Source organism: Corallococcus sp. AB018, assembly GCF_003986945.1.
In the GTDB taxonomy this organism is placed as follows: Bacteria; Myxococcota; Myxococcia; order Myxococcales; family Myxococcaceae; genus Corallococcus; species Corallococcus exiguus.
The window spans coordinates 18998-40179 of sequence record NZ_RAWR01000082.1 but is presented as its reverse complement, the minus strand read 5'-3'; the positions used below and the strand labels follow the sequence as shown (position 1 = coordinate 40179).

Sequence of the window (21182 nt, the reverse complement as noted above, 5' to 3'; positions counted from 1 at the left end):
GGCTTGGGGGAACCAGCTCCGCGGGGAGCACGGGCCACTCGTGCATCGCGGGCGAAGGCGGAGTGGACTCGGTGTCCACGATGGCGCGACTGGCCAGCAGCCGTTCGTCGCGCCAGGTCTGGAGCTGCCGGAGGAAGGGATCCGGAATGGAGACGGGCCGGTGCTGCGTGGCCAGCTGTTCCTGGAAGCACCACGCCATGAACAGCTTCCGCGCATGGGTGGGGAGGCGCGGCGCGTGCGAGCCCAGCCAATCCGACAGGGATTGCTGCAGCGCTTCCGCGCTCCGGTAGCGCTCGTCCGGAGAGGGCATGAGGGCCCGCTTCAGGATGGAGAGCAGGTCCTCGTCCAGGCCCGGGTTGAGGCTGCGCGCTGGCGTGTGCCGGCCCTCGGTGGCGCGCTGGAAGATCTCCAACTCGTTGCCGGTGATGGGCCGCTCGCCACAGAGCAGTTCGAACAGGACGACGCCCACCGCGTAGACATCCGCGCGCGCGTCCGCAGGCCACTGCTTGAGCTGTTCCGGCGCCAGGTAGGAGTACTTGCCCTTGACGACCCCGACCTCCGTCTCCGGCCGCCCCGCGAGCCGCGCCTTGGCGATGCCGAAGTCGGAGACCTTCACCTCGCCCTCGTAGCTCACGAGGACGTTGTCGGGAGAGATGTCCCGGTGCACGAGCCCCAGGAGCGTGCCCTGTTCATCCGTGCGGGTGTGGGCATGGTGCAGGCCGCGGCACAGCTCGATGACGGTGCTCACCGCGAGCGGCGCGGGCATCCAGGGCATTCCCCGGGCCTTGAGCTGCTTCATCACGCGGGACAGCGGCTGGCCGTCCACGAACTCCATGGCCAGGAAGTACTCGCCCTCCACCTGCCCGAAGTCGAAGACCTGGACGATGTTGCCGTGATTGAGTCCCACGGAGATGCGCGCCTCATTGAGGAACATCTCGACGAAGGCGGGGTTGTCCGCGTACTCGCCCAGGACACGCTTGATGACGACGGTCTTGGTGATGCCCGGGCCCGCCGTGTATTTCCCCCGGTAGACCATGGCCATTCCCCCGGCGCCCAGGCGCTCCAGGAGCTCGTACCGGCCAAAGGGGAGAGGCTGCGTCGCGCTCACCCGGGTCACGGTAGCAAAGGGAGACGAAGGCCGGAAACTCCGGCATCCCCAGCAGTCCAGGTCTCAACGTGACGGAAAGGACACACATGGCAACCCGGAAGAAGACGGTGGCGAAGCGCAAGGGCGGGCTCACGGTGGACGACGTGCGCGAAATGGCGCTGGCGCTGCCGTCGACAGAGGAGCGCCCCTCCTACGGAACGCCCGGGTTCCGGGTGAGCGACAAGCTCTTCGCGCGGGTGCTGGATGACGACTCCATCGTCATCAAGGTGGATTTCGACCACCGTGAGGCCCTGCTGGATTCCAAACCAGACATGTTCAAGGTGACGCCGCACTACCAGGATTGGCCCATGGTCATCGTGCGTCTGAGGACCGTGAATCGGCGCCTGCTGCAGGTCCTGCTCCAGGAGGCCTGGCGCCGCTGCGCCTCCGCCAAGGTGCTCAAGGCGCTGGAGCCCGCCGCGGCTGCTCCCAAGCGAGCGGTGAAGAAGGCTCCCGCCCGCAAGCGAAGCGTGTAGCGGCTTCAGTCCCAGCGAACGACGATCTTGCCCACGGTGCTGTTGCCCGCCATCCGCTCCAGCCCGGAGCGGAGCTCCGTCATGGGCAGCACCGCGTCCACCATGGCCTTCAGGGCGCCGGAGTCGAACAGGGGCAACAGCTGCCGCTCCGCCACTTGCGTGAGCAGCATCTTCTCCTCCGCGGGCCGGCTGCGGAGCACGGTCCCCTTGATCGTGAGCCGCTTGCGCATCACCGGCCCCAGGTCCAGCTCCGCGCGTGCGCCCGCCACCGAGCCCACCTGCATCAGCCGCCCCCGGGGCGCCATGGCCTTCACCGACTCCGGCAGGTACGCGCCGCCCACCAGGTCCAGGCACACGTCCGCGCCCCGGCCCTCGGTCGCCGCGAGCACCGCGTCCGCGAACACCGGCGGGTTGCTCTCACACAGCACCGTCTGGCTCACGCCCCACTCGTTGGCCCGCGCCAGCTTCTCAGCGCTCCGGCCCGTGCCCACCACCCGCACGCCCATGGCCCGGCAGAGCAGCGCCGCGGCGGAACCCACGCCGCTCGCCACCGCGTGCACCAGCACCGTCTCCCCGGGCCGCAGGTCCGCCTGGAGCACCAGCGCGTCATACGCCGTGAGATACGCCTCCGGCAGCGCCGCCGCGTCCGCGAAGTCCAGCCCGCGAGGCATGCGCAGCACCTCGCGCTCGTGCGTGGTGATCACCTCGCTCCACGCGCCGCCACCCACCAGCCCCATCACCCGGTCGCCCGGCTGGAACTTGCGTGCGCGCGGGCCCACCGCCACCACTTCACCCGCGTACTCCAGGCCCGGCACGTCCTGGGGCACGTCCGGCGGCGGCGGATAGGCACCGCGCACCTGGAGCAGGTCCGCCCGGTTCAGCGCGCTCGCCCGCACCCGCACCTGCACGTCGTAGGGCCCTGGCACCGGCTCCGGCCGCTCGTCGAACGCGAGGACCTCCGGACCGCCCGGCTTCGTGATGCGCACGACCTTCATGACCTGCCCCCTTCCGCGAGAAAACCCACCACCGTTACAACAACAACCGCGTCACCAATCCGAAGTACGCCAGCAGCGTCACGTTGTCGGACACCGCCAGCACCAGCGGCGCCGACGCCAGGTGCGGATCCACCTTCAACCGCTTGAAGACGAACGGCAGCACGCCGCCCAGGCACGACGCCAGCGTGGCGGACACCGTCACCGCCACGAACAGCGCCAGGGGAAAGCCGAACCCCGGCGAATAGAAGCGCCCCAGCAGCGCCACCACCGCCGCCGCCATCAGCCCGGCCAGGCTCGCGGCCAGCACCTCGCGCGCCACCATCTTCCGGTCCACCTCTCCGTGCGTGACCATCGACACCGAGACCGCCGTCGTCTGCACGCCCAGGCTCTCCGACAGCACCAGCACCATGGGGATGAAGGCGCTCACCACCACCAGCTCCGCCACCGTGTGCTCGAACAGGCGTGTCGTCGTGGCCGCCAGGAACCCGCCGGCGATGTTCACGAGCAGCCATGGGAAGCGCTTGAGCGCCATGCGCCCGGGCCGCGTCTCTCGCGCCTCGCCCTTGGGCAGGCCCACGAAGCGGTAGACCTCGTCGCGCACGCGGCCCTCCACCTCGTCGAAGAGCGTGTCGGAGAACGCGTCCACGAACTGGTTCATCTCCACCACACCCACGATGCGCCCTTCCGCGTCCACCACCGGGAAGGCCAGGAAGCGGTAGGTGACGAAGAAGTCCTCCACCAGCGCGTCGGAGGCGTCCACCGGCAGCTTCACCACCCGCGTGAACATCAGCGACGCGATGCGCTCATCGGGCGCCGCGCGGATCAGCTTGCGGATGGGCACCACGCCCACCAGCCGGCCGGCCGGGTCGCACGCGTAGCAGTAGAAGATCTCCCCCGTGCCAGGGTGGGCGCGCAGCTTCTCCATCGCCTGGGCGACCGTGTCCTCCACGCCCACCGAGGTGAAGTCCCGGGACAGCCGGTCGCCCTGCAACAGCGTGTGAGCGGTCTCCGGAGGCATCTGCACGAGTCGGGGCACGAAACGTCCTGGCCCGCCGGAGCGTCAAGGCTTATCTAGGACTCCATCCGCCATGCCACTCACGCCGTGTCCCATCTGTCAGAAGCCCGTGCCTCCGCGGCCGGAGAACACCTCCCATCCCTTCTGCTCCCGCCGCTGCCGCGCCGTCGACCTGGGCCGCTGGCTGGGTGAGGAGTACCGCGTGCCCGACCGTCAGGCCGAGCAGCAGGAGGACGAGCTCCCCTCCGACGGCGAGCCGCGCCGCCATCACGACGCCTGAGCCGTTGCCGCCGTCCAGGGCTGGAAGATTCCCGGACCGCTTGAACGGCGGGGCAGGGGAGCGTGCCACCGGAAGGCCCGCGCCCGTGCGCCCCGGAGGGCAGGGGACGGGCGTGCCGCTGGAGTCGCGGAGAGAGTGACGCTATACCCGCCTGCCGTGAAACGCGCCGTCAACCTCATCGCCAGCCTGCTCGTCACAGTTGCCTTCATGTGGTGGGCCTTCCGGGACACGGACGTGTCCACGCAGGTCGCCAGCCTCAAGGCGGCCAACTACGCGTGGATCCTGCCGTATTGCGTGTGTCTCACCTTCGTCCACGTGTTCCGCACGTTGCGCTGGGGGGCGCTGCTGTCCGGCCTGGAGCGCATCCCGTTCCGCAAGCTGAACGAAGCGTCCGGCATCGGCTTCATGATGCTGCTGGTGCTGCCGTTCCGGCTGGGTGAGTTCGCGCGGCCCTTCCTCATCGCCCAGCGCAGCTCCATCCGCCGCAGCGCGGCCATGACGTCCGTGGTGCTGGAGCGCATCGTGGACGGCCTCTTCGTCGCGGCGATGTTCCGCGTGCTGCTCTTCTTCGTCCCGACGGAGACCCCCGAGGTCCGGTACGTGAAGCTGGGCGCGTGGCTGATGTTCGCCGTGTTCGGCGGCGGCCTGATGTTCCTGCTGCTGGGCTTGTGGCAGCAGGAGCGCACGGTGCGGCTGGTGCGCGCCACCGTGGGCCGCTTCTCCCCGGGCGTCGCGGACAAGGTGGCGGACATCGTGGACACCTTCGTGGGGGCCATGCGCCAGCTCCCCGATCGCAAGCACATCGTCCTCTTCTTCGTCTACACGGTCGCCTACTGGGGCGTGAACGGCCTGGGCATGGCGCTGCTCGCGCGCGCCTTCGACTGCTCCGGCGCGGCGGCGGGCACGGCCTGCGAGCCCATGAACCTGTCGCTGTTCCAGTCCTACATCGTGATGTGCGTGCTGGTGGTGGGCGTGATGATCCCCGCCGCGCCCGGGATGATGGGCACCTTCCAGGCCGCCACCAAGGTGGGCCTGGGGTTGTTCATGCCCGCCGCGATGGTGAACGCGCACGGGCTCGCCTACGCGAACGTGCTGTGGCTGTGCCAGACGTTCCAGCAGATCGGCTTCGGACTCATCATGCTGTCCATCAGCCACATGTCCTTCCGTGAGCTGGCGGGGAAGATGAAGAAGGACGACGACACCTCGGCCACCCGCTCGTCGGCGGCCTGAGGCCTCTTCGCCGCTACGGGGCGGGCTGGGTGGCCTGCCCTCCGTCGGTAGCTGGCGGGGACGCGGGAGGCACCTGCTGGATGCGCACGCTGTTCTTCACCTGTTCGGTGACGGCGGCGGGATCCACGGTGCCCTTGAACGTCCCGAAGGGCGTCTCGATGCGCTGCTCGTGCTTGCCGTCGGTGCCCGGCGGGCCGCACCAGGCCTTGGTGGAGTCCTTCAGCGAGGCCACGGGCGTGTGCACCGCGGTGCGCGTCTCCGTGGTGGACTTGGCCACGAGCACGTGGTCGCGCATCAGCACGCAGTGGTCCTCGTCGAAGTACCAGGCCGCCGAACCGTCCGCGAACTCCTGCGCCCGCGCCGGTCCCCTGCCCATGGTGTCCGCCACCTGGGCGGCCGTCATGCCGGGGTAGAGCTTCTCGAAGCCGGGGGTGGCGCAGCCGGTGGTGGCCAGCGCGAGCATCGCGGACAGCAGGGAGGGACGCATCAGGGGGCGCGGCTCCTGGAAGGAGAGGCGATCCACCCTAGCGTGTTCCTCCCGGACCGCTCCAGGTGGGCCTGGAGGCGATGACGGGAGGATTACAGCTCCTGCTCCAGCCAGCGCCACAGCCGCTCACTCAGCAGGCGGGCACGGCGGCGGAGCAGGGGGCCGCTCACGACTCGCCTTCCGTCTTGGCGGGGATGCGGCCGTACTTGGACAGCAGGTCCTCCACGGCCTCACGCAGGTACTCGCTCTGGTGGATGCGGGTGCGCCGCGCCAGCTCGCGCAGCTTGTGCACCTGCTCCTCGGGAACGAGGACGTGGGTGGAGACGATGTCGGCCTCGGGGCTTCGGACCTCACCGGGTTCCACCGCGGGCGGGGACGACGGAGCGTCGGGGCTCAGCGGGCTGGCGCTTCCATCCTGCATCGGGCTTCCTCCAGGAATGCTGCTACAGGCCGCTACCGACCTGGCGTGGGCATTAGGGGGTCGGCCTCTCGTGTCGTCAAAAAAAGGAACACGCGACGGGCCGGGTTGACTTGAAACCCGGTGCGCTGTTACTCGCGCATCTACGTAAGGGGAGTAGTTCCCGCCCGGCAGACAGGGGCGGAGGGGCGCTCGACACACTGGCTGGTGACAGCCCGGGCCCCCATCTCGTGAAGCGCGCGAGACGAACGAGACCTTCGGACAGGGATAACGCTCCCTGGCCGAGGTCCGTCGTGCGCGCTCCTCCCTGAAGCGCTCCACCCCACGACATCCTCCGCGCCAGGAACTGGGATGGGGTGCCATCGTGTCGTTGGAAGCAATCGTCGGTTCATTCGTGCTCGTCGCCGCCAGTGAGATGGGGGACAAGACCCAGCTGTTGGCGTTCTCGCTGGCGTCCAGGTTCCGCAAGCCGTGGGTGGTGCTGGGCGGCATCTTCGTGGCCACGGTGGCCAACCACGCGCTGGCGTCATCGGTGGGCACATGGGTGTCCACGCACGTCCCCGCGCGGGTGATGGCGCTGGTCCTGGCGGTGTTGTTCCTGGGCTTCGGTCTGTGGACGCTCAAGCCCGACACGCTGGATGACGACGGCGGAAAGCCCCCACGCTTCGGCGCCTTCCTCACCACGGTGGCGCTCTTCTTCATGGCGGAGATGGGGGACAAGACGCAGCTGGCCACCATGGCGGTGGCGGCGCGCTACCAGGCGCCGGTGCTGGTGACGCTGGGGACGACGGCGGGGATGCTGGTGTCGGACGGCCTCGCGGTGTTCCTGGGCGATCGGCTGTCCGGGCGGGTGAACATGAAGTACGTGCGGTGGGTGACCGCCGCGCTCTTCTTCCTCTTTGGCCTCGTGTCGCTCTGGACGGCCTGGCGCGGCTGAGGCTTCGCGAAGGGCCCCGGCGTGCAGGGACGCCGGGGCTTCGCGGTGAGGACTACTTCAGGCTCGCCGTGTCGATGACGAAGCGGTAGCGCACGTCGTTCTTGAGCATGCGCTCGTAGGCTTCGTTGATCTTCTGGATGGGGATGACCTCCACGTCGGAGGCGACCTGGTGCTTCGCGCAGAAGTCGAGCATCTCCTGCGTCTCACGGATGCCGCCAATCATCGAGCCGCCCAGCTTGAGCCGGCGGGGGATGAGCGAGAAGGCCGCCAGCGGCGTGGGAGTCTCCGGCGCGCCGACGATGATCATCGTGCCGTCCGTCTTCAGCAGGCTCAGGTAGGCGTTGTAGTCATGCTGCGCGGAGACGGTGTCCAGGATGAAGTCGAAGGACCGCCGCAGCTTCTTGAACGCCGCCTTGTCGGACGTGGCCTCGAAGTGCGTGGCGCCCAGGGCGAGCGCGTCGTCGCGCTTGGAAGGCGAGGTGCTCAGCACCGTCACCTCCGCGCCCATCGCCTTGGCCAGCTTCACGGCCATGTGGCCCAGGCCGCCCAGACCCACGACGGCCAGCTTGCTGCCGGCCTTCACGCCGTAATAGCGCAGCGGCGAGTACGTGGTGATGCCCGCGCACAGGAGCGGCGCGGCGCGGTCCAGGGGGATGCCCTCCGGGATGCGCACCACGTACTTCGCGTCCACGGTGATGTGCGTGGAGTAGCCGCCGTAGGTGGGCTGGCCGTCGTATTCACGGCTGTTGTAGGTGTTCACCGCGCCGCGCTCGCAGTACTGCTCGTCGCCCGCGAGGCACTGGGGGCACTCGCGGCACGAGTCCACGAAGCAGCCCACGCCCACGGCGTCACCGACCTTGAACGTGGTGACGGCGCTGCCCACCTGGGACACCTTGCCGACGATTTCGTGGCCCGGGACCATGGGGAAGAGGGCGCCGCCCCACTCGTCGCGAGCCTGGTGGATGTCGGAGTGGCACACGCCGCAGTACTGGATGTCGATGAGCACATCCTGGGGACGCGGCTCGCGGCGCTCCACGGTGAAGGGGCCGAGCGCGGCCTTCGCGCTGGGTGCGGCATAGGCAGGGGTCGAGGGCAAGGAAGGCTCCTGATGGGAAACGAAGTAGGGGCGCCAATTTAGCGACGCCGGGTCCACCGTGCCGGGTGAACGTCAGGACAAGTGGACCTGCCCGGGGAGCGTCGGAGAGACTCCGCGCCCATGAGCCAGGAACGTCTGCAGCAATCCCTGTCCGCGGGTCCCCATCACCTCCTCTCCCGTCTGGTCGGCACGTGGGAGGGCGTCGCGCGCACGTGGTTCCAGCCCGACAAGGTGGAGGATGAGTCGCCCATCACCGGCACCTTCCGGAGCGTGCTCGACGGCCGCTTCGTGGTGTACGAGTACACGTCCTCCTTTGGGGGCAAGCCGCTGTCCGGCATTGCGACGCTGGGCCATCACCTGGACGGGAAGCAGTTCACCATGTCGTGGGTGGACACCTTCCACGTCGGCACGGACATCATGGGCCTGCAGGGAGAGGCCGGGGTGAGCGACCGTTTCTCCGTCACCGGCAGCTACTCCACCGGTGAGCAGTCGCCCCGCTGGGGCTGGCGCGTGGACATCGAGTTGACCGGTCCGGATGCGCTGGTCATCACGCACTTCAACATCGAGCCGGGTGAAGCACCGCAGAAAGCCATTGAACTTCAGTACAAGCGCCGGAGCTGAAGGGCGCCCGGGGTGTCTGGGATGGGCCGGGCGGCTGATGTATCACTGCCCGGCGCCGCGCGCTTTCCGCCGGTGCTCACCCAGAGCCCACCTCATGCACCTGAAGACACTCTTCGCCAGCCTCGCCGTCGGTACCCTCCTCGCAGCCTGTGGCGGAGTGGAGACGGAGGAGGGGACGGGCGAGCCGACGCCGTCGCTGGCCACCTCCGAGCAGGGACTGTGTGAGGGCTATGACGCCGGTGCGCGCCGCTGTTCCGTGCGGTGCACCGCCAACGGCCCCTGGTTCCTCTACGAGCCCGGCATCCTCTACTACGGCGAATGCCAGGCGCATGGTGCGTCCTACTGCGGCCGCACTCCGTCCGCGACGTGCTGGAGCTTTTGAGCCAGGACGCGCGCCTCGTGACGTCCGGCGTCCGTCCAGTCCTCGGTGAATGAGAGGGATTGGAGCCCTTGGAGCAGGGCGGGCAGTTCACCCTCCTCCAGGAGGAAGCGCGCGGACGGGTGCGGATGGCGTTGCAGGTTGCGCCGGGTGGGCTGGGCGAAGACGAACAGCCCGCCCGGTGAGAGGATCTTCGGCACGGCGGCGAAGAGTGGCCGCCAGAGGTAGTTCAAACACACGACCAGGTCGAACGGACCGGGCGGAAGTGCTTCGGTCTCCAGGTCCAGGCGCAGGCGCGTGAGTGTCACGCCCGCGTCGCGCGCCAGTGCTTCCGCCTGCTCCAGCGCCACGTCGGAGATGTCCACCAGGGTGACGTCCAGCCCGCGCTTCGCGAGCCAGCACGTGTCGTGTCCCGCTCCGCCGGCCAGGTCGAGCGCCCGGCCCGCGTGAGGCAGCCGGTCCTTGAGCGAGCGGAGGAAGGCGGATGGCTCCCGCTGAGCAGTGGCCTGCTGGTACTTGTCGTTCCAGCGCTGGCGATCCTCCTGGGACATGGCGCGGCTCCTACTTCCCGGTCATCAGCCCGTTGAGGGACGGGTAGCTGGCGGCGGCTTCGAACAGGCTCGCGGAGTGTCCCTCGCGGAGGAAGGTAGAGGCGAGCGCCCCGGCCCGGCCCCAGATGGCCTCTGGGATGGCGGAGCCCGCGCTGAGCCGCCGCACACCCAGCCGTTGCAGCTCCGCCGGAGCGGGGAGGTCCTGCCGCGCGAGCACGTTCACGGGCAGCGAGGTGCCCCGGGTGATGGCCTGGATCTCGGCCGCGTCCGTGACGCCCGCGGCGAAGAGGCCATCCGCGCCGGCCTGCTGGTAGCGGGCGGCACGGGCCAGGGTCTCCTCCACGCGGCGCTCGGGCGGCACGAGCTTGCGCAGGTAGACGTCCGTGCGCGCGTTGACGAAGACATCCACGCCCAGGCGCGCGCCCACCTGCTTCACGCGTTCAATCTTCGTGGCGAGCAGCTCCGGAGGACCGCTGCCGTCCTCGATGTTGCAGCCCACGGCGCCCTCGGACAGGAGGCGGGCCACATTCTCCGCGGCGGTGGCCGGGTCGTCCGAATAGCCCGCTTCAGCGTCCACGGTGAGGGGGACCTGGATGGCGCGGGCGATGGTGCGAACCGTGTGGACGAGCGCGTCCACGGGCAGCGCGTTGCCGTCCGGGTAGCCCAGCGCCCAGGCGATGCCGGCGCTGGTGGTGGCGATGGCCTTCGCACCCAGGCTCTCGAAGAGGCGGGCGCTGCCGGCGTCCCAGACGTTCGGAAGCATGAGCAGATCAGCGCCCTGGTGCAGTGCGCGGAAACTGGCGGCGGTGGCTGGACGGGTGGTCATGCGTGGGAGCTCCGGTGACGGGGTGAGAGGGATTCAGGCGTGGGTCTGCTCATGGTCGAGCAGCCAGCGTTTGCGTTCCAGGCCTCCTGCATAACCAGTGAGCGAGGCATTGGCACCGACAACGCGATGGCACGGGACGACGATGCTGATGGGATTGGCGCCATTGGCCAGGCCCACGGCGCGGATGGCCTTGGGGCGTCCGATGCGTTCGGCGAGCCGGCCGTAGGTGGTCGTCGTTCCCGCGGGAATCTCCCGGAGGGCGCGCCAGACCTCGCGCTGGAAGGGCGTGCCGCCGGTCTCCACGGGGAGGGTCGCGATGGCGCTCAGGTCTCCGCGCAGGTACGCCTGGAGCGCGGAGGTGCGGCCGGAAGGGTCGCGCGCGGGTTCGAGGACGCAGCCGTTCTCGCCGTAGTGCAGGCGCAGGAGCCGGTGCATACGGGCCTCGTAGCCCTCCCAGTCCAGCGCGCGCAGGCGGCCTTCCTCATCACAGACGAGGAGCGCCACGCCGGCGGGAGTGGGCGAGGAATCGATGAAGAAGCGCGGACGGTCAGGCATGGGCTTTCCGGCGGGGAGGAGCGGTGGGAAGGCGCCGCGCTCGGGTGTTGGTTCGAGAATCCGGCTTGGGCTCACGGGCCTGGAGGGCCACCGAGGTCCAGAGATGCTGGGCCGCGTATGCGCGCCAGGGGCTCCAGGCTTCGGCGCGTTGGAGGAGCGCTTCGGGCGTGGGGCGTGGGCCCCCTGCTTCCGTCGCGGCGCGAAGCAGGGCGACGTCGGAGGCGGGAAAGGCATCCGTCTCCCGGACGGCACGGAGCGCGATGTACTGGGCGGTCCACTCGCCAATGCCGGGCAGGCGCGTGAAGCGGGCGACGGTGTCCGCGAGCGACGGGCCGGGCTGGAACAACGTCGGATCCGCCGCGACCGCCGCGGCGAACTGGGAGATCGCCCGGGCTCGCGCGGCCGGCATGCCCATGCCGGTGAGGTCCGCCGCGGCGAGGACTTCGGGCCGGGGGAAGGCGCGCTGGAGGCGGGCATCACCGGTGAGTGCCGGATCCAGGCTTTCGCCATGCGCGGCCATGAGCCGCTGTCCCAGCTGCCGCGCGGCGGTGGTTGTCACCTGCTGACCCAGGATGGCGCGGACCGCCAGCTCGAAGCCGTCCCAGCCGCCCGGGGCGCGAAGGCCGGGACGCGCGGCGAGGAGCGGTGCGAGCAGGGCATCCGTCGACAGGTGCGCGCGGATGGCCTCCACGTCCGCGCCCACGTCGAAGACGCGCCGGACCTGGGCGACGACGGAGGGCAGCATCCGCACGTCGCTGACACGCAGGGTGGCGCGCAGGGCGTCGAGCCCCGGTGCGGGCGACACCTCCACGGCTCCCTGGCCCCAGGCGTTTGTGAACGTCCGCAGATAGCGGCCGGGCTCGACGTGCTCCATGCCAGTGAAGGCGCGGGCCGTCAGCCAGGCCACCATGGCGTCCCAGTCGTAGGGCGGCCGGTAGGGGATGAGGAGCGTCACCTCGGGGCCGGCGGATGTCACTGGAGCGGCCCGGGAACGGCGGAGGGCGCCCGGAGGCCGGCCGTAGAGCGACTGGAAGACGGCGTTGAAGCGCCGGACGCTGCCGAATCCGGACGCGAGGGCGACCTCCGCCATGGGCAGGGCGGTCTCGTGGATGAGCTGACGGGCGAAGAGCACGCGGCGCGTCTGGGCCACGGCAACTGGTGAGGCACCCAGGTGTTGGTGGAACAGCCGTCGCAGCTGCCGGTCCCCGACGCCGAGCCGGTCCGCCAGCACCTCGACGCTGGCCTCGTCGGCATCCAGCAGGCCGTCCGCGATGAGCGCCAGTGCACGCGAGACGGTGACGGAAGTGCCCCGCCAGGGAGCCAGTGAGGGCGAGGTCTCGGGCCGGCAGCGGAGGCACGGCCGGAAGCCCGCTTCCTGGGCCGCGGCGGCGGTGGGGTAGAAGGTGCAGTTCTCGAAGCGGGGCGCGCGGGCCGGGCAGATGGGGCGGCAGTAGATGCGCGTCGTCTTCACGGCGGTGAAGAACCGCCCGTCGAAGCGGGAGTCCCGCGTCGTCAGCGCGCGGTAGCAGGCGGTGGGGTCCAGGCCGTCCATGAGGGGAACGTCCCACGGCGGGCCCTGGATGTCTGGCCGTTTTCGGACGTGGACGTTTCGCCCCTGGGACAGGCCTGCCGGCGGCCCGCCTACCACCTCACCGTCAGCGCGGTCGTCCCCCCTGCGTCGATGGTCGCGGTCGTCTCGTGGCGGCCCAGCGCGGCGTGCTCCAGCAGGACCTGGACCTTCGTTCCGTCGATGCGGACCGCCGGTGTCGGGGACATGCCTACGAATGCGCCGTTGATCCACACGCGGGCGCGCGGAATGGCGATGACCTTCACGCGCGTGGGTGTCTCCTCGAGCTCCCGCCATCCACCGCCGCCGCCGCCTCCTCCACCACCGTGGCAGTGATAGCCCCCCGTGGCCCGTACGTTGTGACAGCCGGAGCTGTTGGTCCGCCCCGGATGGGCCCACGCGAGGTGTGAACACACCAACCCCGCGACGACACCCAGGCCCAGCGCCACCTTCCTGCCGAGTCTCATGGCTCCACCCGTCCCATCTGTGCTTCGACCAGCGTGTCGTCGTGCCATCCCAACAGGGCCGTGTGCCGGCCCAGGCGCACCGTTACATGGACCACGCCCTTGCCCGCATGCACGAGGTCCTTCGCGGCGAACTCCTGGCCCGTGAATCGCTTCGCGGCAATCTGGAGCGCCGCGGGCGACAGCCCCGCCTGACCATGGTCAGGCGCGGTGACATAGAGGCCACGGGTCATGCCCTGATCGACGAACAGGTACGTGAGCGTCCCCGGGGGCGTGTCCACCACACGAAACACGTCCGAGCGCTGCATCTCCAGTCCGGAGGGACCAAGCTGTGCCTGGGCGACCTCCACGGGTTCACCGAGGGGAAAGCGATTGCTCAGCAACGCCTCCCTGCGGCCGAGGAGCGCGGCCCTCGCGGCGGTCATTTCAGCGTCGCTTCCGAGCACCGAGAGCAGTGCGCCTACATCCTCGTCCGCGGTTCGCAGCTCGCGCAGCGAAGCGCCGAGCCCTCCCGAGTGGGCCGTGGCCGCTGCCATCCGGGTGAGCTCCGCGCCTCGGAAGGAGGCAAGGGCCGTCCGCGCCGTTTCACCCGTGTCGACCGCCACCGCGGCGTGGAGGGCCGTGGCGCGGCAGCGAACATCGCGGGCAGGGCATGCGTGTTCCTGCCGCAGGTGAGCCTGGGTGATCAGCGGCTCGGGACGTTCGGAGACGAGCGTTCGGGCCTGGATGCGAGACAGGACCTGGATGGCCTCGGCCAGGTCTCCCTTCTCCAGCGCGGCCTTGCCCTTCGCGATGCGGAAGTCCTCCAGCTTCGCGCGAAGTCCGTCCATGACGGAGGCCGGAGCACGCTCGGAGGACAGGGCCGTCAGCTCCGCCTCCACCGGTGCCTCCTCGCCTCGCTCCAGCGCGGAGCGCGCCCAGGCCTCGCGCAGCTTCACGCGTTCGGCCTCCAGCGGCCCGGTGCCTTGACCGGAGCCCGCGTAGTGGCGGATGAGCTTCACGGCGTCGCGATTGTCCATGCCCTGGAGGCGCGCGAGCACGAACGCGTTCCGTGCCTCGATGTACTCGGGGCTGGATTCACCGCGGGCCTCCAGCAGGTCGGCATGCAGCTCGGCTTGACGGAGCTGGCCAGTGGCCGTCAGGCGGACCAGCTCCGGGACCGAAGGACGGATGAAGAGGAAGCATCCGGCGAGGACGAGCGCGCAGAGTCCTGTCAGCCCGATGCCAATCCGGTCGTGCCATCGCGCGGGGGACTTCGCGCCACTGGCGCGTCGACGGCGCAGCGCGGTCGCGGCCCACCACCAGGTCCCGGGCCAGAGTCCGAAGATCGCCAACATGGCGAGCGCGCTCTGATCCGGCTCCGCGTAGAACGCGTGCCGTCCGATGAAGGCGGAGACCAGGAAGGGCATGCCGAAGAAGCCCGCCATGGCCACGCCCATCAGGGCCCCGACGCGCCGGTGGAAGGCGGAGGTGTCGCGGGCCTTGGTGGGTTGGAGGTCGCGTCCCAGCAGGTGGATGAAACCCGGCCTGCCCGCGAATTCGAAACAGACGGTCGCGGACGGGGCTTCAAAGACATCCAATGACTGGGAAAGGATTCTCCCGCGCAGTGGTTCGAGCTCGGGCTCCAGCGAGGAACGCGCGGCGATGAAGCCCGTGGACCGGGCCTCATCTCCCAGCGCGGAGCCGGGCAGGGGACCTGCGTGGTCCACGGAATCCAGGGCACGCGCTCCCGGCCATTGGAGTGCTCGCTTCGAATCCTCCAACAGGCCCTTGTGCGCGGAGACGGCCTTCGCATCCGGCCACGCGCGCACCTGGGTGCGTTCGACGGTCGAGACCTTCAGCCACCGGCGGAGCGTCCCCGAGCCCCGGCAGGTGTGGCAGCCCACCATGCCCTTCGTGCAGCGGACGCACTTCTTCGTGCCCTTTCCCCGGCACTCCGTGCAGTTCACCATCCGGTAGCTCTTGCGCGCCCGGCTCATCCGCCGGCCGGATCCGCCGCAGCCGGAGCAGCTCGCGCGAAGGGAGCCACTGCACGTGGGGCACGTCACCGCTCCGGCGCCCTGGCAGTCCCCGCACACGGCAAGGTGGGATGACTTTTCGGCCAATGCCTCCGGAGACGCGCTCCACAGGTCCAGTGTGTCGAGTGAGACTGGGGGCGTGGAGCGGGAGCTCCGGGCCGTGTTCGTGCCGCCCGCATAGGCCTCCGCCGTCCAGGTGCCGGTGCGGACGGCGTACCGGGTGACGAGCCGCCCGTAGCGGAGCACGGACGCGTCGACCCGGGTGATGAGGTCCGCGAAACCAAGGGGGCCCAGCCGCCAGCGCGCCCAGCGGACGGCCGCGGCCCGGGCCTTCGAGTGGATTTCCTCGTCCAGCATCGTGCGGACTCCCCCCGGAGCGTGGGTGCTGCGCGTCGGGACAGGGGGAATCGGACCGTGCTGGGAGGGGCCCTGGCAATCCCCCGGAAGGGGGACGGGCGGGCACGGGGCATGAAAAAAGCCCCGAAATCACTTGGGAAAGTGACTCCGGGGCTGCTTGATGGCCAGGGTCAGACTTGAACTGACTACCTGCGGATTATGAGACCGCCGCTCTAACCAGGTGAGCTACCTGGCCGTGAAGCCCCGCCCGTATACCGGGCCAGGGCCGTGACCGCAAGAACTTCGGACGGGGGAGGAGGGACGTCCTGACAGCACGAGGTCTCCCTCCCAGCCCTGGCGCCGGCGCCTGCCCGGCCGAGGGGCGGCAGGCCCTGGCCCGGCGGCTCAAATGTCGTCGTCGCGCAGGGCCATAGAGGCGTCGTACTCGTTCTGCCAGACCTGCTCGGTGGGGAAGCGCTCCTCGAACTTGGTGGCGAACGCGTTGTCGCCACCGTTGATGGTCACCATGCCATCTGAGGCCCCTCGAACGAGTCACCGCTACTGGTAGCGCGCGACCCAGAGGTTGTCGCCATCCGCGGCGGTCTCAATCCACACCGCCGTTGCATGTCCATTCAGCTCCATGGCTCCCGTGATGGCGCCCACGACAGCTCCCGGCGCGGACCGCAGGGGTTCCGGCGGGCGGAAGTTGCCAGGGGCATATTGGTAGCTCGCCCAGGCTGTGTGGTCGGACTGTGCCCAGAGAGCGACCTGATCACCGGCCGGGTCGGAGGCGAGCACCGGATATCCGCCAGTCACGGTGCCTCCGAGCCGAGGGTTGTTCGGGTCGACGCTGCGGTCGAAGCGCGGACGGATGTCCCAGGCCTCGTTCGCCGCGATGTACACGCGCCCCTCGGCGGCCCCGGTGAGGGGCGGAGGGTGGGGGATGTACAGCCAGCCGGCCAGTGCGTCGCCCGTGTTCGTCGCGACGACGATGGACGGGTTGAACATGCCTCCGTAGTCGGAGATGTGCGAATCGATGCGCTCGGCGGGCTGCCATGCGTTGCTCTTGCGGTCGTAGCGGCGTGCGTCGATTCCCTGCATCAGTTCGCCGCTCAGCGTCGAGAAGTGCTGTGGCCAGACGGCGAGCGCGTTGCCCGCCGCGTCCATGGCGATGGCGGGCGTCGTGGCCGCGCCGTAGTTCGTCCGGCTCAGGATGGCATCGCCACACCACTGGAACGTGTCGGCGTTGTACGTGCTGCCATGAATGGCCTGGGTCCCGCGGGTGTCCGCCTGCTGCCACTGCACGAGCGCGTTAGCGTTCGCGTCGAGGGCGGCGGCGGGCCAGAGAGACGGGGTGTCACGCGCCGAATTGAGGGGCACCGGCGGCTGGACCCACCGGTTGCTGGCCACCCCATAGCGCATGGCCATCACCCGGTGCTCGGCGGGCTTGCACAGCGTTTTGCAGAGGGTTGTCCAGACGAAGACCGCATCGCCCGTGGGGGACATGGCCAGGCGCATGGTGGGTGTGTCGTCAACGGGGAACGTGAGCTGTAGCGCGAGGCTCCATTGGCCTGTCGCCGCCGAAAAGTGGCTTGCGAAGAAGGTGTTGCCAGCCGGGGTCTGCTGAAGCCAGACAGCGAGCGCATTTCCCTGCTCATCCGCGGCCAGACTGCTCCGCAGAAGGTTGCCGGGTTGGGATTGGAGCGGCTGCTCGGGCGTCCATGTGTCGGACGTGGCGTCATAACGGCTGGCGTAGATCGCCGTGTAGTCGTGGGGCGCGTTCTGGGTCGTGACATGCGCGAAGACGGCGAAGGCGCTCCCGGAGGGGCCCGCCGCCACGCGCGTGTGCTCCCACGAAAGCGACGGCCCGGCGGAGAGCCGCTGGGGCTTGCTCCAGCGCATGATGCTCGAAGCCCCCGCGATCGGATTCCGCGGGGAGGGGGCCACCCCCAGGGGGCAGACCGCGCAGCCGAACTCACACAGGGCCAGTCCCATCACGAACAGCGAGGCGCAACGGAAATAGAATCTCATCTGGACAGCGCCTGGATCTACTCCCTGTCCCCCTGACGGGTCACTGCCCGCGAGTCCCTTCCGTGAGAGCGGAATGCAACGGTTGACGCGGTGACCCGGTAGAGTCGGGGTGGTGGCTCCGTCCCCCCTCGGCTGGCCCGAGACTTCTTTCTGACCCTCTGGAGATGAAGTGACGCTCGTACCTCTTCTTGTCGTCGTCCTCGCATCGACCGCGCCCGCGGGTGACGTGCCGCGCTCAGGCTATTTCGGTGCGGGAGTCAACCTGGAGCCCCTCTCACTGGGGCCCGTTCAGGCGTTCTCGGGCGGCCGGGTCGCGGTAGGCGTCAGCCTCCAGGCCGCGTTCCAGGTGGATCTCGGTTCCCGGTGGGCGTTCCGTCTGCCGCTGGAGGTGGGGGTCGGCGGCTCCGGGGATTCCACCTTCTCCGAGCTGGGCGTCACCCCGGGGCTGCTCTACCGCTGGCGCGGCGATGCGGACCAGCGATGGGTTCCGTACCTCGGTGCCGGGCTGAAGCTCGGAGCCGCGGGAGCGGGCAGGGAGTTTCTGGGGCTCCCTCTCGTCACCACCGTGCAATCGCTCGACCTCGACTTCGATGACGATGACGGGGAGTCGGATCCCAACTTCGAGTCGCGCCTGGGCGCTTTCCCGGAGGTCTGGGCCGGGGTGGAGTGGCACCCCAACCGATGGTTCTCGCTCAATGTGGCCGCTGCCTATACCTACGTGCGGGTGCTCGGCACGAGCGTTCATCTGCTGCATGAACGGGTGGGCGTGAGGTTCTCCCTTTAACGGGACTCTGACGGGGACGGGTGCCCCTGCTGTGGGGTGCCGCTTCCGCTCATGCAGCGCTGCATCCCTTCCGCCATGCGCTGGACCTCCTCGACCTGGCCGGGGTTCTTCGCGGTGAGCCGCAGAAGGGCCCCGGTCCGCGTCTGCTCCACCTTCACGTCCGCCATTCCGTGCATGGGGCAGTGCATTCCCGCTCCGCCCATGCCATGGCCCATCATCCCGCCGCCCATCATTCCGCAGGGACAGCCAGATTGCTGCTGCGCGGGCGCGTTCGTCTGTCGCTCCGGGTTGGGTGCCTGCCCAGTGCCTTGGGCTCCGGCGAGCGGTCCAAAGAGCAGTCCCGTGGTGATGAGCAGACCGTATCCAAGCTTCCTCATGGCAGTTCCTCCCAGGCTCGAACTTCCCCAAGGAAAAGCTGCTGCCGGAGCTGGAGGCCGGCCTGGCCAGGCCAGAGTGGGACGTGGGGGGAGGCGGTGGCTCGCCGCGTGAGGCGGCATCATTCCTCGGGGCCGTGAGGTGGTGAACCTCATGGACCGCGGGACATCGACACGGGTCCTCTTCCTGGCTGCCATCACAGCATGGCCACGAGGTCCCCCATGAGCACCCGAACGACTGAGTCCGCGCACGCTCCGGTTCGCGAGGAGGACGTCCCCGGAACCTCGGAGCGCAGGGCACCCCCTGGAAGCCTTCCTGAGGCGGGAGGAATGGGAACCCTGACCCGGCGAAGCATGCTGGCGACAGCGGGCGCTACCCTCACGGGTGGCGCGATGCTGCTGAGCGGCTCCGAGGCTCGCGCCCGGCCGGAAGCCCAGGGGACTCGCGGGCCGCGCCCCGGGATGCCCGGCCGGGACTACCAGCCCGTGGTGGTGCCCAATGGCTCCAAGCTGCCGTGGAAGGTGGTGGACGGCGTGAAGGTCTTCCACCTGGTGGCCGAGGAGGTGGAGCATGAGTTCGCGCCCGGGCTGAAGGCCTTCTGCTGGGGTTACAACGGCCGGGTCCATGGGCCCACCATCGAGGCGGTAGAGGGGGACCGGGTGCGCATCTACGTCACCAACCGGCTGCCCACGCCCACCACCGTGCACTGGCACGGCAGCATGGCTATCACTTCCGCATCACCGAGACGGACGGCGGGCCTGTTCCAGAGTCCGCGCGGCAGCCGGAGACGACGGTGCTCGTCCCCGTGGGCAGCGCACGCGCCATCGAGTTCGTGGCGGACGCGCCCGGCGACTGGGCCCTGCATTGCCATATGACGCACCACCTGATGAACCAGATGGGCCATGGCCTTCCCCAACATGATTGGCGTGAAACCGGGTGGGCTGGACGCGAAGGTGCGCGCGCTGCTGCCCGGCTACATGACGATGGGCCAGACGGGCATGGCGGGGATGGGCGAGATGGGGATGCCTGTCCCGCCCAATTCCATCCCCATGGTGGGGCGCCAGGGCAAGCACGACTTCATCACCATGGGCGGCATGTTCACCGTGCTCAAGGTCCGTGCGCGACTGGACGGCTACAAGGACCCGGGTTGGTATGACAACCCGCCAGGCACGCTGGCCGAGGCGGCGGGCGCGGAGTCGCTGCGCCGGGACGGCATCGACGTGGATGCCCCGGCACCGGTGGAGCCCGGCTCACCGGCTTGACTGTTCAGCCGCTCAAGGATCGCTGTAGCGGTACTTCGAGGATGATCCCCGCCGGTCCCATCCGCCCGCTTGCGGAGAGGTCGACTAACCCCTCTGCAGGGAGCGCTCCTGGTGCTCGGTCTCCCCGGCCCCCTCCTTGCCAGCCTGCGCTTCGTACCGCTCATGCGCCGCGTTGGCGGTGAAGCTCGCCGGGGAGGCGAGCGCCAGCGGCAGCGGCTGTGCAGGTCCAGCCCCTGGCGCAGGAGGTTCTTGAGGCCTCCGTAGCTGTACGTGCCGTAGTAGTGGGCTCGCCGGGCGGCCGCGCGTGCGCGCTCGGGCGGGAAGCCTTCCAGGTGCGTGGCGATGGCCTGCACCGCGCGCAGCTGCGACAGCACGTCGTCGGAGTCGAAGACGGCACGCACGTACGTGAGCACCTCCTCGCCCAGCTGCGCCGCGCGTGCCTCCTGCGGTGGCGCAGGTCGGCGCGGTGCTGGGGCAGGTGCTCCTCGCAGGTGCTGTAGAGGCCCGCGCCACGCCGGGCGTGCGACCGCTGCCCCAACGGCTCCGGACTGCGATCCGCTTGGCCGACCCCGTCGCGATCCGCTTGGCCGACTCCGCTACGAACAGCTTGGGTGACCCGACTGCGATCCATTACCCCGGCCCGTCACAGCCGCTGCCTGGGCTGTAGTGCAGCGCGTCGGCGAGGCCGTCCTTGTTGGCGTCGGTGAAGGTGACGTGCAGCCCCTGGATGGAGGCGAGCTGTTGCCATTGAAACATTGAAACCGTGATGACCAGCCGAGGGTGGCTGACTCAGCAGGTCGGAGGAGGGTGCTAAGTCATTCCAAGCAGGCCGATTCGCTCATCAATTCTTGCGCGGCACACGGCGGAGCAGGGACAAATGGCGAGCGAACCTGCCCGACTTGCAAGGTTGGGGTTGAGGTACGGCCCAAATCAAGACGTTGCCAGAAATGAGAAGAGGGGCTGATGGAAAATCCCCATCAACCCCCCTCTGATAATCGGAAACGAGGAACGACCAGCCTCGGCAGCTGGCGTCAAAACGCATCACTACTAACGCGCCTTCGGGCCGCCGCGAACGTGGATCTTGATCTTCATGTCGTGCCTCCTTTCGAATTGAACGCTACGTGTACTCAAAGCTGGATGTCAAATCGAACCAAGGATTAATGTGCAACGCATTGCGGCGATGCGGACGAAGTCCCGCGTCGCATCGTGGCGCCTGTATTCATCCAATGGGGGCGTGAATCACAAAGCAGGGGCCGAGGTGTTGACACGGCGCGACCATTAAGGCGACTTTGGTTCGCGGACCATGGCATATCCCTTCGAGCGGACCCTTCG

24 protein-coding genes, 1 tRNA gene and 2 pseudogenes are annotated in these 21182 nt (G+C 69.2%); 10 read left to right on the top strand and 17 right to left on the bottom strand.

Annotated elements, in window-relative coordinates:
• Positions 1–1108: serine/threonine-protein kinase (locus D7Y11_RS18830; RefSeq protein ID WP_233607329.1), on the bottom strand; the 1108-nt coding region annotated here is incomplete at its 3' end.
• Between the two features lie 86 nt (positions 1109–1194).
• Here D7Y11_RS18830 and D7Y11_RS18825 point away from each other — a divergent pair.
• Positions 1195–1623: an MmcQ/YjbR family DNA-binding protein gene (locus tag D7Y11_RS18825; RefSeq protein ID WP_121781829.1), complete on the top strand. Its 429-nt coding sequence runs from the start codon at positions 1195–1197 to the stop codon at positions 1621–1623.
• A 5-nt stretch (positions 1624–1628) separates the two neighbouring features.
• On the opposite strand, the gene D7Y11_RS18820 is transcribed toward D7Y11_RS18825, so the two are convergent.
• Entirely contained in the window at positions 1629–2618 is a 990-nt protein-coding gene (locus tag D7Y11_RS18820; RefSeq protein WP_126934371.1) for an NAD(P)H-quinone oxidoreductase, read from the bottom strand.
• A gap of 34 nt (positions 2619–2652) precedes the next feature.
• Positions 2653–3654, bottom strand: a complete 1002-nt coding sequence (locus D7Y11_RS18815; protein WP_126934370.1) for a magnesium transporter — start codon at positions 3652–3654, stop codon at positions 2653–2655.
• Between the two features lie 52 nt (positions 3655–3706).
• Between D7Y11_RS18815 and D7Y11_RS18810 the strand changes: the two genes are divergently transcribed.
• Positions 3707–3913, top strand: coding sequence for a DNA gyrase inhibitor YacG (locus D7Y11_RS18810; RefSeq protein ID WP_120589917.1), 207 nt, complete (start codon positions 3707–3709; stop codon positions 3911–3913).
• A gap of 156 nt (positions 3914–4069) precedes the next feature.
• Positions 4070–5143, top strand: coding sequence for a lysylphosphatidylglycerol synthase transmembrane domain-containing protein (locus tag D7Y11_RS18805; RefSeq protein WP_126934369.1), 1074 nt, complete (start codon positions 4070–4072; stop codon positions 5141–5143).
• A gap of 13 nt (positions 5144–5156) precedes the next feature.
• On the opposite strand, the gene D7Y11_RS18800 is transcribed toward D7Y11_RS18805, so the two are convergent.
• On the bottom strand, positions 5157–5630 hold the full coding sequence (locus D7Y11_RS18800) for a hypothetical protein (RefSeq protein ID WP_126934368.1): 474 nt from the start codon (positions 5628–5630) through the stop codon (positions 5157–5159).
• A 166-nt stretch (positions 5631–5796) separates the two neighbouring features.
• A complete protein-coding gene (locus D7Y11_RS18795; protein ID WP_120576958.1) occupies positions 5797–6051 on the bottom strand; it encodes a ribbon-helix-helix domain-containing protein in 255 nt (84 codons plus the stop codon).
• Between the two features lie 367 nt (positions 6052–6418).
• Between D7Y11_RS18795 and D7Y11_RS18790 the strand changes: the two genes are divergently transcribed.
• Positions 6419–6985, top strand: coding sequence for a TMEM165/GDT1 family protein (locus D7Y11_RS18790; RefSeq protein ID WP_120576971.1), 567 nt, complete (start codon positions 6419–6421; stop codon positions 6983–6985).
• 52 nt (positions 6986–7037) lie between these two features.
• Here the strand turns inward: D7Y11_RS18790 and D7Y11_RS18785 are convergent, their stop codons facing one another.
• Positions 7038–8081 carry an NAD(P)-dependent alcohol dehydrogenase gene (locus D7Y11_RS18785; protein WP_126934367.1) on the bottom strand — a complete coding sequence of 348 codons (1044 nt, stop codon included), beginning with the start codon at positions 8079–8081 and terminating at the stop codon, positions 7038–7040.
• Positions 8082–8201: 120 nt separating this feature from the next.
• Between D7Y11_RS18785 and D7Y11_RS18780 the strand changes: the two genes are divergently transcribed.
• Together D7Y11_RS18780 and D7Y11_RS18775 are read left to right on the top strand one after the other, a co-directional pair.
• On the top strand, positions 8202–8702 hold the full coding sequence (locus tag D7Y11_RS18780; protein WP_120576960.1) for a DUF1579 domain-containing protein: 501 nt from the start codon (positions 8202–8204) through the stop codon (positions 8700–8702).
• 94 nt (positions 8703–8796) lie between these two features.
• Positions 8797–9084 (top strand): hypothetical protein, encoded by a 288-nt coding sequence (locus tag D7Y11_RS18775; RefSeq protein ID WP_121751319.1) that lies wholly within the window; start codon positions 8797–8799, stop codon positions 9082–9084.
• Here the strand turns inward: D7Y11_RS18775 and D7Y11_RS18770 are convergent.
• The 9 genes from D7Y11_RS18770 to D7Y11_RS18735 form a co-directional block, all read right to left on the bottom strand.
• The gene (locus D7Y11_RS18770) at positions 9042–9632 is read right to left on the bottom strand and encodes a bifunctional 2-polyprenyl-6-hydroxyphenol methylase/3-demethylubiquinol 3-O-methyltransferase UbiG (protein ID WP_126934366.1); all 591 of its coding nucleotides are present in this window, start codon (positions 9630–9632) and stop codon (positions 9042–9044) included. The genes D7Y11_RS18775 and D7Y11_RS18770 overlap by 43 nt on opposite strands.
• A 10-nt stretch (positions 9633–9642) precedes the next feature.
• A complete protein-coding gene (locus D7Y11_RS18765) occupies positions 9643–10458 on the bottom strand; it encodes an isocitrate lyase/phosphoenolpyruvate mutase family protein (RefSeq protein ID WP_126934365.1) in 816 nt (271 codons plus the stop codon).
• Positions 10459–10491: 33 nt separating this feature from the next.
• Positions 10492–11013 carry a methylated-DNA--[protein]-cysteine S-methyltransferase gene (gene ogt, locus D7Y11_RS18760; protein ID WP_169821994.1) on the bottom strand — a complete coding sequence of 174 codons (522 nt, stop codon included), beginning with the start codon at positions 11011–11013 and terminating at the stop codon, positions 10492–10494.
• Positions 11006–12565, bottom strand: a complete 1560-nt coding sequence (locus D7Y11_RS18755; RefSeq protein WP_120576966.1) for an AlkA N-terminal domain-containing protein — start codon at positions 12563–12565, stop codon at positions 11006–11008. Before D7Y11_RS18755 ends, ogt begins: the two co-directional genes overlap by 8 nt.
• An 89-nt stretch (positions 12566–12654) precedes the next feature.
• Positions 12655–13047 carry a YHYH domain-containing protein gene (locus D7Y11_RS18750; RefSeq protein ID WP_126934364.1) on the bottom strand — a complete coding sequence of 131 codons (393 nt, stop codon included), beginning with the start codon at positions 13045–13047 and terminating at the stop codon, positions 12655–12657.
• The gene (locus D7Y11_RS18745) at positions 13044–15419 is read right to left on the bottom strand and encodes a hypothetical protein (protein ID WP_126934363.1); all 2376 of its coding nucleotides are present in this window, start codon (positions 15417–15419) and stop codon (positions 13044–13046) included. Before D7Y11_RS18745 ends, D7Y11_RS18750 begins: the two co-directional genes overlap by 4 nt.
• A gap of 161 nt (positions 15420–15580) precedes the next feature.
• Positions 15581–15654: transfer RNA gene (locus D7Y11_RS18740), tRNA-Ile, on the bottom strand.
• Positions 15655–15803: 149 nt separating this feature from the next.
• Entirely contained in the window at positions 15804–15926 is a 123-nt protein-coding gene (locus D7Y11_RS44985) for a hypothetical protein (protein ID WP_255424682.1), read from the bottom strand.
• A 30-nt stretch (positions 15927–15956) separates the two neighbouring features.
• Positions 15957–17429 (bottom strand): hypothetical protein, encoded by a 1473-nt coding sequence (locus tag D7Y11_RS18735; RefSeq protein WP_126934362.1) that lies wholly within the window; start codon positions 17427–17429, stop codon positions 15957–15959.
• 169 nt (positions 17430–17598) lie between these two features.
• Between D7Y11_RS18735 and D7Y11_RS18730 the strand changes: the two genes are divergently transcribed.
• The gene (locus D7Y11_RS18730; protein WP_120580030.1) at positions 17599–18213 is read left to right on the top strand and encodes a hypothetical protein; all 615 of its coding nucleotides are present in this window, start codon (positions 17599–17601) and stop codon (positions 18211–18213) included.
• On the opposite strand, the gene D7Y11_RS18725 is transcribed toward D7Y11_RS18730, so the two are convergent.
• Positions 18210–18590, bottom strand: coding sequence for a hypothetical protein (locus tag D7Y11_RS18725; protein ID WP_126934361.1), 381 nt, complete (start codon positions 18588–18590; stop codon positions 18210–18212). The genes D7Y11_RS18730 and D7Y11_RS18725 overlap by 4 nt on opposite strands.
• Before the next feature lie 201 nt (positions 18591–18791).
• Here D7Y11_RS18725 and D7Y11_RS45185 point away from each other — a divergent pair.
• The 3 genes and pseudogenes from D7Y11_RS45185 to D7Y11_RS45175 form a co-directional block, all read left to right on the top strand.
• Positions 18792–19298, top strand: a pseudogene (locus D7Y11_RS45185) (multicopper oxidase domain-containing protein); the annotation flags it as partial.
• Positions 19187–19432 (top strand): annotated as a pseudogene (locus D7Y11_RS45180) (hypothetical protein); the annotation flags it as partial. The pseudogenes D7Y11_RS45185 and D7Y11_RS45180, both read left to right, overlap by 112 nt.
• Positions 19433–19490: 58 nt before the next feature.
• The gene (locus D7Y11_RS45175; RefSeq protein WP_306770447.1) at positions 19491–19850 is read left to right on the top strand and encodes a hypothetical protein; all 360 of its coding nucleotides are present in this window, start codon (positions 19491–19493) and stop codon (positions 19848–19850) included.
• Positions 19851–20480: 630 nt separating this feature from the next.
• Here D7Y11_RS45175 and D7Y11_RS44980 read toward each other — a convergent pair.
• Positions 20481–20606, bottom strand: a complete 126-nt coding sequence (locus D7Y11_RS44980) for a hypothetical protein (protein ID WP_255424681.1) — start codon at positions 20604–20606, stop codon at positions 20481–20483.
• Between the last annotated feature and the right edge of the window lie 576 nt (positions 20607–21182).